Source organism: Pseudomonas sp. UMAB-40, assembly GCF_900095275.1.
GTDB lineage: Bacteria > Pseudomonadota > Gammaproteobacteria > Pseudomonadales > Pseudomonadaceae > Aquipseudomonas > Aquipseudomonas mandelii_B.
The window spans coordinates 1-341 of record NZ_LT607630.1 but is presented as its reverse complement, the minus strand read 5'-3'; the positions used below and the strand labels follow the sequence as shown (position 1 = coordinate 341).

At 60.7% G+C, this 341-nt stretch carries 1 pseudogene; it reads left to right on the top strand.

Features of this window, described 5'->3' with window-relative positions:
- Nucleotides 1-341 (top strand): annotated as a pseudogene (locus K0F88_RS32075) (hypothetical protein); the annotation flags it as partial.

Sequence of the window (341 nt, the reverse complement as noted above, 5' to 3'; positions counted from 1 at the left end):
GCCAGCAAAGGTCAGAAAGTCGAAGTGTTCGATGGCGCCGTTTCCAAAGGTCAAGCGACCGTGGATCTGGTCACGGGGATCTGGACGTTGCTGGTATCCGGGTTAAGTGTGGCGGCTCACAGTTTTACCGCCAAGGCGTTGTACGGTTCGGGTCAGAGCTCCGCGCCACGCACCTTGACCGTGACGGCGGTGATCGTACCGACCATCAGTGCGGCGAAAGGCTCCCCGAGTGGGGTCGAAATCCCCCACGGCGGCGTGACTCCTGAAACCGCCGTGACGTTCACCGGCACGGCCAGCAAAGGTCAGAAAGTCGAAGTGTTCGATGGCGCCGTTTCCAAAGG